Raw genomic sequence first — 10,890 nt, forward strand, 5'->3', positions numbered from 1 at the left:
CGCTGCCCAGCGACCCGCCGCGGCCCCCGGACGCCCGCCAGGTGTTGCTTCTGGCCGCTCAGCACACCGCCGACGCGCCGACGATGGACGCCCGGCCGGACCAGTTCCTCTACATCGACTCGGTGGATGTCGAGTCGAGCACCGCGCTCGATAAGGACCGCCACGGCAGGATCGTCGCCGGCAGGACCACGATCTCCAAGCCGTTGCGTACGCGGACCTGGCTGTCGGTGGACGGCACCCGCGACGGGCTGGTGCTGCAGGGCAGGACGCGCACCCACCTCGACGGGTGCACGAACGGCAAGCAGGCGGAGACGATCGACCGACCGGAGACCAGCCCTCAGGTCGACTGCGTGCCCGAGCCCGCCTACCTGCCCGGCCGCGTCTCCACCGACCCGAACCGTCTGCGGCGCGACGTGTACGCGACGGCGACCGCCCAGCCGACGTGGGTGTCCGTCGGCGAGGACGCGGACGGATCGCCCCGTGGCTGGGTGCGGCTCTCCGACGACCAGCGCGCGTTCGTCCAGATCGCCGAGATCCTCTACAAGAACCACTTGCCGGCCGTGCAGGAAGCCGCATTCCGGGTCGCCGGGCAGATCCCCGGCGTCCAGGTGCGGCAGGACGCGAAGGACGCCGCCGGGCGTACCGGTGTCGCGGTGACCCGCACCGAGGCCGGCAGCCGCGAGGAGTTGGTCTTCGACCCGGACACCTACCGGTACCTCGGGCACAACATCATCGGGGCCGAGCTCGACCTGACCGGAGCCGACGTGGTCGCCACGCCCGGCCGCAAGGGAACCGCCCGGATCACCGTTGGATCGAAACCCGAGCCGGGCCAGATCATCTACGAGTCCGCGCTGTTGAACGTCGCGATCGTCGACAAGGCCGGAAAACGTCCGTAACGTCCGGCCTCCGACCGGACATGGACTTGATGTGAGCTCCGAACCCGACCGCTTCCGGCGCGCCTACGCCGAGACCTTCGAGCCACTGCTGGCGTACGCGCTGCGCCGTGACCGAGCGGCTGGCCGTCCGCGCCGCGCTCGCGGCCCTGCCCGAGCCGGACCGCGAGGTTCTCATGCTCACGGCTCCGGTGGGATGGGGCGGTGCGCCGAATCCACCGCGTCATCAAGGCCGACGCTCTGCCAAGCCCGCTCGGTAGCTGGCCGGACATCCCAGCCACCAATGAGACTGTCCGTCCGCATGCCGCCTACGATCTCGGCCCGCGACTACCGCCTACCGATGCCATCCCAAGCCTCCTACCGTGCCTCACGCCGGTGGGTATTGCTCGACCAGCTTCAGACGTCGCTCCGTAGGTCAACGCCATCGAGGCCTGGCGCAACGCGATCACATAGGATTCCTTCGTGACCCAGCCGCGGGACAATGTCGAGCCGACATTTCTGGCCGCGTCCTTGCGCTGCGTCATCGACCTTGGACGAGTAGCGACTGTCAATGAGATGGCGCGACAGTCGGCCGCGCTGGCATCGCTGTGGCGATACACCCTGACGACGATCAGCATCGCCGCCACCCAAGCTGACGTGGAACGGGAACACGGCAAAACCCGCATCGAACGCGTCGACAAAGACAGCGCAGTCAACTTTGTAGTCATCAGCAGCGGCCTGCGGTTCTATCACAGCGTCGGCTCGGCCGAGAACGAGCGCCGGGCCGAGGCGACTCCCCTGCTCGTCCGCTCGATGTCGCTCCACAGTCCATGGGAGCTTGCGATGACAACGCTCGCTCAGACATCCACGCCTGTGATGTATGGCATGGCCGCTCTAGTTTCGCTCGAGCGGATCATGAAGATGATCAGAGAGTTCCAGTCGCACCGGCAAGACATGTTGGATCGGCAGGTGAGACGGGACTTGCTCCGACGTGCGTCCCCATACCCGACACTGGCCGGGGGCGAATTTCTCCCAACTGCCGAACTCAGTGCGGCGGAAGACTCTGTCGAACAGCTGGTCCGACATCCGATCCTGGGTGTCGATGTCACCAACGACGCATAGCGGCGGCCGGGCAACGAGCGGGACATCGCTGAATCAGACCCGATCGCCTCACGCGGACTCAGCTCTGGCAGCGCACTCCCCCGTCGACCACGGTCCCAGTGGGAGCCAGCCCCACGGCGTGAGCTACACGTTGGGACGCCTGATGAACCAACCAGACTCGGCGGCTCCCCACCGATGAAGGCATACAGCCCCGCATCGTTCAGCAGCGGAGCCATCTCGCCGGCGTGCTCCACCCGCAACGGCTCCATGTCCAGCCGCGAACGCCGCGGGAACCCGGACTACATCCTGTTGGAGAGCTCACCGACCTAGGACCGGGGTCAACGCCACGGTGAATCGCCCCGGCAGCCAGCGGGCCGGGAACGGCAATCCACGTCGAGCGGGCGGTCAGCGCTGCTTCGTCACCCACGACGCGGACATGCTCGACGGGTGTGGGTCAGCTTCACGCCGGCCGCGCGGACGTCCCTGCCTCGACGGCGACCAGCGGGTCGTGTCCGTAGAGCCAATCAATCTCCGGGGAGATCCCGAAACTGGACTGCATGGCGGTGTCCCGCGCCCGCTGGTCCGGGCCGTCCGGCAAGTGGAAGCGGTGCCCGTTGACGCGGGACAGCTCTTGCACCCGTGCCGACCGGCCGCGGCGGATCGCCTCGTACCGCAGCAGAGCGTCGGGCAGGTCGCCGCGGCCGGCTCCGGACAGGCAGGAGGCGAGTACGAAGGCGTCCTCGATGGCCTGCGCCGCGCCCTGGGCGCCGTACGGCAGCATCGGATGGCACGCATCGCCGAGCAAAGTCACCGCTCCCGAACTCCAGCTCGGCAGCGGGGGCCGGTCGAACAGCGCCCACTTGAGCGGCCGGTCCATCAGCTCGATGATGCCGCCAACCACCGGATGCCAGCCGGCGAAGGCGCGTCGCAGTTCCTCCGGGTCACCAGGATCGGTCCACGACTCACGCGTCCAGGACGGTTCCTCGATCACGCACACCACGTTGTGCAGCCGGCCGGCGGAGATGAAGTAATGCACGAAATGCGCGCCCGGTCCGAGCCGGACCGAGCACCGCGGCTCCAGCGCGAGGTGAGTGAGGCGTTCGGCCGGCACAATTCCGCGGTACGCGACATGGCCGGTGAATCGCGGCCGCTCGGGGCCGAAGAGCGTTTCGCGGATCACCGAGTGAATGCCGTCAGCGCCCACCACGACGTCGACATCGGCGCTACCGCCGTCGGCGAAGTGCACCCGGGCACCGGAGACACCAGAGCTCACCCCGACGCACCGCCGGCCGGTCTCAATCCGTTCCGCGGTCACCGCCTCGGCGAGCACGGCGACCAGATCGCCGCGGTGGGCGTGCAGGTACGGCCCGCCGTACATCTCGGCCATGCCCGCCCCCAGCGGCGTCTCCGACAGCAGTCGCCCGTCGTCCCACCGCCGGAAGTCGATCGCGTCCGGCGCGAACGCCACCCGCTCAACCGCCGGCAGCACCCCGAGTCGATCGAGGATCCGGGTGCAGTTCGGCGCCAGCTGAATCCCGGCGCCGACATCCGAGAGGGTGCGTGCCTGCTCGTGCACGCGGACGTCGAAGCCGGCTCGCAGCAGCGCCAGCGCGGCGGCAAGGCCGCCGATGCCGCCACCGATCACGGCAATCGAGGTGGGACGAGGCATGCCTCAGAGGGTACGAGCGAAAGCGCGTGACGCGGGTCAGCTGCCCGACAGATCGCAGCGCAACCGACTGATGCTGTCGGATGACCCAAGCTGCACAAAGATGATCGCCGATCGACACCACCTTCAAAGCCCTTTCTGGACGGCGTTCGCGACCCCGGTCCTCCAAATAGGCATCGTCGGTGAACGAGTCGACAAACGCGTCCGAATCGCCGGCATTGGTGGCCTCGATCATGCGAGAAACAGCTAGGGCACTAACTCAGCCAGCGTCCGCCCGCCGATACGTGTTCACCAGGACTCCTGATGTCAGTGGGCTGGTGTCGACCAGGGCGAGTTCGGATGTCGTGAAACCGTCCGAGAACAGCCTCTTCCCAGAGCCGAGCACCAGCGGGTACACGGCGAGCCGGTACTCGTCGATGAGGCCGTGCTCGGCCAGTTTCTTGATCAGCAATGTGCTTCCCCAGATCCGGATCTCACCGCTGACCTCGGCGCGAAGGTCTTGTACTGCAGCGGGCACGTCGGGGCCGAGTAGGTGCGAATTCTTCCAGGCGAGTTCGGTCAGCCTGGTCGTCGCGACGTACTTGGGGACGCTGTTGTACTTCCGGGTGATCTCGCCTTGGAAGTCGTCGGTGTTTTCGTCGAACACGCCCCAGGAGTTGGCGAAAAGTTCGTAGGTCGTCCGGCCGAACAAGAGTGCTGCCACGTTGGCCTCCCACTTGAGGAGGTTCTGATTGACCTCGTCCTCGCCGCCATGTTCGAGGTCGTATCTTCTCGCCCACCCGCCGTGCTCGAATCCGTCACTGGGATCTTCGTCGGGTCCGCCTTCGCCTTGAACCACGCCGTCGAGGGTGATACGGGTTAGCACACCGATTGTGCCCATGAGTTTGTTCTCCTTGCCTTAGGTTGAGTCGGCCTTACCCTGGGTTCGCTCCGGCGCCGTTCATGTAGATCGTGCCAGGTAGGGGTAGGACGAAGCGGCCTCCGCGAACTGGTCGATCGTGAGCCTGCAGGTTGTGCAGAACTGGGACTACGCCCGAAGCCTCGACGAAATGACAACCATCCTTCGAGCCGCCTCCGGTGTCGGCCGACCGGAGCATGTCCGGGTGGAATAGATCGTCAGCCGGTTCGCGGCCCGAGGCACCACCGAGCTGCGCTCTGCGCTGTTACCCGGCCGCTGACGGGAGGGAAGCGGCAGATGCTCTCCCTACGCCCGGGGCGTTCTCATCCGAGTTCGCAATCAGGGCCGAGGCCACTCCGATGAGCGCGATCAGCCAGGCAATGACCGGCCGGTGCGACGACGATCATCAACAGCAGCGCCACCGCGACGGCCTGGCCCGCAGCCGAGGGGTCCGCCCGCCAGACATCAGCGTCGGCCGGCTCCACCGTCACGGTGACGCTGCCGCCTGCGAAGCCATCCAGTTCGTCTCGCAGCGCGTCCACCTGACCCGCCGCCAGGGGCGGCCGGCTACGAGCGCACCACCCGGCCGGGCGGCATTCACGGTGCCTCGCCGCCGTCCCCGCGCCGGCACTCCCTCGAACGGGGTACGCGGTCATCCTGAGGCTGCACCGATGGCCCGACCGACGGACTGACCGGCGCACCGGCCGGGCCTCTGCACGGACCAGGCCTGCGGCGAGCAGCACCGCCAGCAGGAGACCGATGAACGTGCCGATCGCGGCAGTGAGCCCATCGGCCGCCGCCGGGTAGCCGTGCTCATCCTGCTCGACCAGACCGACTGCGCTGTTGCCCGGCTCCACTTACGACCTGACCGCCGCCCGCGCCGTCGGGCTGGTCGATGCCCTGACCGACGCGGATGTGACGACATTCGCGGACATGGGATACCAACGGCGCCGCCGGTCTCGGCAGCAACCGGTGAGCGATCATACTCGCCGATATCGTGGAGGCGAATTGTAGGATTCGACTCGGAGTTGATAGGTGTACTCGTACGGCCTCGCGATGCTGGCGATAGAGGCATGGGCCGCCTGAACTGCCGCCTTTACAGCGTTCCCTCCCTCCCCAACGTATACTCGGGGAGTGCTCGCGCAGATCTTCACGGGCCCGGCACCGTCTCGATAATTTTCGTATGCGCCGACGTTGTTGTTGGCGAGGAGCGTCCCAGTAGTGCCGTAGAGAGCGACCGATTTCAGATGCATTGCTCTCAGCGAGAATCCCGGAGGTCCCGGATCTACGTTCTGCATGCATGCCGTGGCGTCAATCCATTTGAGATTGCCGCTCGTGCAGTCGCTCACCTGGCGGACTTCAATTCCTACTCGGATGGAACTGGTGTGATCAGCATTCCATTCATAAGAAAAGTAGCCGTCCCTGGCAGAGAAGTAGTCGCGGTGAGTGCCGACACTGCTGATACAGGTACCGGCTGCCATTGCTGTCCGAGCGACGATCGCGGGACATAGTACACCTGCAAAGACCAGTACAGTCGCGAGTACTGATCTCGCCTTCAGTGGAGGCCTCATCAATGAAACCCTTCTTACTCACTTGCCGGATCGGCCCTGCCGGAAGCAGGAACGCTCGGCAGCCGTTTTGGCATTGCGACATCCATGCATTACGAGGCACTTGTGCATCTCGGCGGCGGTCAATGCGGGAGCTCGCCATGTTGACCGCCCATTGTGACGACACAATTGAGAAGCGCCAGAATATGCCGCCAAATCAATGAGGTCGGATCAACGCGGCAATGCCGTCTGATTGCACGGAACCTAACAGAGGCCACCGTAATAGACAGTGAAAGCATTGTAGCTGTCTCGTCGATCTACCTCGTACCCGATGTAGGCCTGCCAACGGTAGCATCGAGAACCGGTGACCGCTGGACTGTACTTGACTTGGTAGTCACCTGAAGGTGCGGTAGGTGTGCCAACAGCAGGATAGGAAACGCACTGGTTTCCGTAGCAGCGAAGAAGGGATACCAAAACGATGGATATCACGTGCCCCGGGGACGGGTCGACAGCTCCACGAGCGATGAAGACTTGCGTAGCGGGGTCATAGATAAGGGCTGCGCAAGCGTTTCCTCGAGGGCCGGGCTTACAAGTCCTCTCGACTGTAGATTCCGCAGCTTGAGCAGGAGTGCAAATCAGAAATGCTGAGGGGATAGCAATCGCGAGGGACAGCAGACTTCGGAGTGCACGTTTGTGGGGCCGGTGGTTTGGCAACGCCACGCCTCCTTCGCGTAATCGTCCTAGCCTAGGGGTTGCATCGTCCGAATCTGTTGGAGCGTGCCTTAATAAACTCAGAACCGAGGCGTGCCGAACACATAATAGCGTCCGTTGCTCCGTGTCATCCGAGTGCTGGCTTGCATATAGGCTATATTTCGGAAAGATTGCCCGGGGTCGGCGTAGAAATACATTGCACCGGTGGCTATCTCGCAATGAGAAGTCCTGTAGCAAGTCGTGGAGAGTGTGATTCGTACTGCGCCGGCTGAGGGAGTGCAACTCCATGACACTCCAGGAGGCAGCGACACCGAGAAAGAACAATCCAGCCGGTAACCCTCAAAGGTGAATGTGTGAGAGAGGTCCAGTCTGTGAACAATCACGGAGTGCTCATCTGGAGAGCAAGCGTGGGCGTCAAGCGTACTGTGTGAGTGATCAATTATGGCGACCCTCGGATCATGGGTCGTTGCCTTGTAATGCATCCCGACCCGGACATATCCGGGTCCTCCGCTCTCAGACCAGACCCGGGAGCAGGGACTGTAGTAGATCTTCGTGCCTTCAAAGTCCGCCCGAGCCGGCAGCGCCGCCCCAAACGACCCGGCGACCAAGGCAAGTACTACGCAGGAACGAACGAGGAAGCGTCGGGCGAACCGGCGAGATGACAAGAAAGGCTTCATGCGCACCTCCATTGAAATCGTGTCATCATAAGAGGGTTCTTGGCTTTGATGGGCCATCCAGCCATGGACCTCGGCGGCCGGCAGATCCGACAGCACCACATCGACCGACGCGTCCCGTGTGACTTCGTGCCTCCCGCGAATGCAGCGCGAGAGAGAGGCTGGCCGTTGCCGGGAACGCTTTTATTGATCAATCCGAGACGCCGGGGAACCTACGTCCAACCTCGAACGCGAGCATTGCAGCACTTGGCCTGCAACGAACAGGCATCCCTCCGGCAATATCGCGGCAATTTGATCCGGATGCGACGGCGGCGAGCCTGGGTGAACCGATTCAGGCTTCCCGTTTCCGGTCAGCCCGGTCGGGTGGTGTAGCGGTCATCCTGCATGACCCTCGGCGGGCTTGCTGACGCCGACACTGGTCATACCTGCCACCACTGGTGGGTCACCAACAGGAGCCGCAGCCGTGGCTGCACCTCGACGAGGCTGTCGCCGGCCGCGGCGCGATGCAGCCCATCACCACGGCGATCAGCCACCCGGCCCGGCCCTGCTTGCTCGGGGGCATCATCGCGACCGCCAACTGCGACTCGAAGATGACGAAGGCGAACACCGCGAACACCGGGGGAAGGTCGACCTTCTGCACCTCGCTTCCTACAGCGCCTCAGTGATCTTGTGCTCCCAGTCTTGCTCCCCGCTGTAAGTGGCACAATGCAAACGGCCCATTACCGCGAAGCCGGCAATGAGCCGTTAACCTGCACAAACTCTGGTGGGCGATACTGGGATCGACCAGTGACCTCTTCCGTGTCAACGAACGGTCCGCAAGCCGCTGACTAGCGACTGTGCGATGACCGGCAGGAGCGCCGACACCGTTCGGCGCAGCTTAAGGCGGTTAAGCGCAGTTGAGCGCCGTTGGAAGCTGGCGGCTGCTCCCATCTTGCTTCCACCGTTGCGCGGCCACCGCGCTTTCTCCGCAGCACCAGAGTGCGCAGTCTGGCGGGCAGTAGAGCCGATCGGGCGGTGCGCACGAAGGGTCGTCTAGCCTGCGCTAGTGGACATCTCTGAGTTGGCCCTGCGAGCACAGGAGGCGTGGCTTCACTGCTTGGCCGCCGGCGGCTTCCCACAAATCAGCGCTGGTGACGGATTCGCGGTGTCGACGGGTCTACACTCCAACCCCGAGAACGGCGCCGTCATCGCCCCATCGATTCTCGACAACCCCCACGAGCTGGACGCATTGCTCGTCTGGCTGCGCGAGAAGGCTGCGCCCGCTTCGGTGCTCGTCACCGGGCCGCTAGAGTCGGAAGCGACCGCCCGACTGATCGACCGAGGACTGGAACCGGAGCGCACCGGGAACAACATGGGCCGCCTTCTGGCGGGCTTCGGCCCCGACACCGCGGGGCCACCCGTATCAGGGTGGCAGATCAGTGAAGTGACCGACGTCCAGGCACTGCGCCAGAACCACCGCGTGTACGCCGACGACGGATGGTGGGAAGAACCCGGTGAACTCGACCGCCGTGTTGAGATCGCAGTCCGCCTAGGATTCGGCCCTGGCCGACCGATCCGGCACTGGACTGCCTACTCCCAGGGTGCCTCGGTCGGAGCAGCCACCTCGTTTGAGTTCGACGACGCAGTGCTACTCGTCCACTGCTGCGTCGCCACACGCTGGCGCCGCCATGGGATCGGTACCGCGCTCACCCGGGTCAGACTCGCAGCCGCCGCCTGCCAGGGCGCCGTCCATGCCGTCCTCTTTCCTTCACCGGACGGCTACCACCTCCATCACGCCCTCGGATTCGACCTCGCGCCAGTCCGCCCAAACCGCTTGTTCTACCTGCGCTAGTGCACGGCTCGTGTGTGCTCGTGTCGGCGTGTGATTGCGGTGACCGAGTCGTCGACCGGCCCCGTATCGATGATTGTCTTCAGTCGGTCGGCTAGATACGCCACCATGGATCCATGTCCGAGCAGGTGCTTGTGGGAGGAGCGGACGCCGGACGAGGCGTGGTCCGGATCGGCGACACGGTACGCCGGCCGGGAGTGGCCGCCTCGGTCCGAGCCTTGGTTGCCGCATCTGAGGGTTCATCGCCTGGAGCAACCTACCCCTGGGCGGCGGCGAATGTTGTCGAATGCGCCTGCGGACCGCCATGTCTGGCCGTCTCCGGCACCTGGCCTACTTCGCCACGTCGGCGGGGTGACATCGACGGGCTCTGTCCGTGCTCGGTGCGCTCGACGACGATCGGATACAGCCCCGCCACCTGTATGTTCGTCGTCCAGCTCGATGCGCGTGCCATCGGCATCGGTGAAGCGCAGCTGCCGCCCGTTGTCCGGGCGAAGTGAGTCAGGTACGCGTCGGTCCGCCGAGCCAGCCGAATGGCCGGCTGACCATCGGGAAACCGGCGCGAGTACAGCACGTTCCCGTGCACCCACACGCGCTGCCGCAGCGTGGCCAGCAGGCCGAACGCACCCAGCACGGCGAACAGCACACCGACGACGACCGAGGAGCCGGCCCAGTCGGCGATGCCGAAGACGCCAATGGCCAGCAGCACGCACCAGCCGAGCCGAGCCACCATACGCGGCCAGCCCGCCACCCAGGCGCCCCATTTCCGTCCTGTTGCCTCGCGCGAGCCCAGCATACGAATGCCATTCGCGCTGTGATTTGAACCGCTTGGCGTATTCGGGGGTGTTCTGGAGTGCAGAGCCGCTCCACAGTCGATCCGGAAGGTGCGTTCATGTCGGTCCCGCAGCCTCCGTACGACCCGTACCGCCGCCCGTATGGTTCTCCGGCCGCTGGTCCATATCCGTCGCCGCATGCACCTCCGATGCCGCCCCGGAGTCCGCGGCCGCTCTGGCCGTGGATCGTCGGTGGCGCCGTCGTCCTGATCATGGTGCTGATCGGCGGCCTGGCCACCGTCGGCATCATCGTGGCAGCCGTCCGGGACGCCCCCGGGGAACGAGTCGGGTCGACGAGCGCACCGGTACCGGCGATTCCACCCCAACCGCTCCCCAGCAGTCAGCCTGGGGGCCAGCTGCGGAACGTCAAGGTCGGTGACACGCTGGTCTGGCAGCGCGCCGGCAAGGTGGCCGAGTGGACGATCGTCACGACGGAGCAGAAGACCGTCGCCGACTTCGACCTGCCGCCGCGGCACGGGATTTTCCTGCTAGCGCGGCTGACCGTGACGCAGAAAGAAGGGTTCACCTTCGCCTGCGACTGCACGCTGCAGTTCGTGGCGCCCAACGGCGTGGCCTACGATCCCGACTACAACACCTTCGCCGACCATGGCCGCTTTCCTTCGCAGCGCATCAGCGCCGGCCAGATTCTCGACGGCTGGGTCAACTTCGACGTGCCCACCAGTGCGCTGACCGGCGGGCGGATCCAGTGGACGCCGGACCTGTCGGACAACGGCCTGCGGGGATCCTGGCGACTCTAGATCCG

General features: G+C 65.2%; 9 protein-coding genes and 1 pseudogene. 5 read left to right on the forward strand and 5 right to left on the reverse strand.

Annotated elements, in window-relative coordinates:
- Window positions 1-896 (forward strand): CU044_5270 family protein (locus tag AB0M20_RS10920; protein WP_364296781.1); only part of this gene is annotated, 896 nt, incomplete at its 5' end.
- 459 nt (window positions 897-1,355) lie between these two features.
- On the forward strand, window positions 1,356-1,994 hold the full coding sequence (locus AB0M20_RS10925) for a hypothetical protein (protein WP_364296783.1): 639 nt from the start codon (window positions 1,356-1,358) through the stop codon (window positions 1,992-1,994).
- A 439-nt stretch (window positions 1,995-2,433) separates the two neighbouring features.
- Here the strand turns inward: AB0M20_RS10925 and AB0M20_RS10930 are convergent, their stop codons facing one another.
- The 3 genes from AB0M20_RS10930 to AB0M20_RS10940 all read right to left on the reverse strand — a co-directional run bounded on the left by AB0M20_RS10930 (window position 2,434) and on the right by AB0M20_RS10940 (window position 5,079).
- Window positions 2,434-3,642, reverse strand: a complete 1,209-nt coding sequence (locus AB0M20_RS10930) for an FAD-dependent monooxygenase (protein ID WP_364296785.1) — start codon at window positions 3,640-3,642, stop codon at window positions 2,434-2,436.
- 256 nt (window positions 3,643-3,898) lie between these two features.
- A complete protein-coding gene (locus AB0M20_RS10935) occupies window positions 3,899-4,519 on the reverse strand; it encodes a dihydrofolate reductase family protein (RefSeq protein ID WP_364296787.1) in 621 nt (206 codons plus the stop codon).
- A gap of 341 nt (window positions 4,520-4,860) precedes the next feature.
- Window positions 4,861-5,079, reverse strand: coding sequence for a hypothetical protein (locus AB0M20_RS10940; RefSeq protein ID WP_364296789.1), 219 nt, complete (start codon window positions 5,077-5,079; stop codon window positions 4,861-4,863).
- Window positions 5,080-5,380: 301 nt separating this feature from the next.
- Here AB0M20_RS10940 and AB0M20_RS10945 point away from each other — a divergent pair.
- A pseudogene (locus tag AB0M20_RS10945) lies at window positions 5,381-5,482 on the forward strand (IS5/IS1182 family transposase); the annotation flags it as partial.
- Between the two features lie 2,429 nt (window positions 5,483-7,911).
- On the opposite strand, the gene AB0M20_RS10950 reads toward AB0M20_RS10945, so the two are convergent.
- Window positions 7,912-8,109 carry a hypothetical protein gene (locus tag AB0M20_RS10950; RefSeq protein ID WP_364296791.1) on the reverse strand — a complete coding sequence of 66 codons (198 nt, stop codon included), beginning with the start codon at window positions 8,107-8,109 and terminating at the stop codon, window positions 7,912-7,914.
- Window positions 8,110-8,514: 405 nt separating this feature from the next.
- Between AB0M20_RS10950 and AB0M20_RS10955 the strand changes: the two genes are divergently transcribed.
- Window positions 8,515-9,300 (forward strand): GNAT family N-acetyltransferase, encoded by a 786-nt coding sequence (locus AB0M20_RS10955; RefSeq protein WP_364296793.1) that lies wholly within the window; start codon window positions 8,515-8,517, stop codon window positions 9,298-9,300.
- Window positions 9,301-9,553: 253 nt separating this feature from the next.
- Here AB0M20_RS10955 and AB0M20_RS10960 read toward each other — a convergent pair whose 3' ends face one another.
- Window positions 9,554-10,045, reverse strand: a complete 492-nt coding sequence (locus AB0M20_RS10960) for a hypothetical protein (protein WP_364296795.1) — start codon at window positions 10,043-10,045, stop codon at window positions 9,554-9,556.
- A 231-nt stretch (window positions 10,046-10,276) separates the two neighbouring features.
- On the opposite strand from AB0M20_RS10960, the gene AB0M20_RS10965 reads away from it, so the two are divergent.
- Window positions 10,277-10,885: a hypothetical protein gene (locus tag AB0M20_RS10965; protein WP_364296797.1), complete on the forward strand. Its 609-nt coding sequence runs from the start codon at window positions 10,277-10,279 to the stop codon at window positions 10,883-10,885.
- Window positions 10,886-10,890: the final 5 nt, after the last annotated feature.

Origin of the sequence: Actinoplanes sp. NPDC051633, assembly GCF_040681735.1 — a bacterium.
Classification (GTDB): domain Bacteria; phylum Actinomycetota; class Actinomycetes; order Mycobacteriales; family Micromonosporaceae; genus Actinoplanes.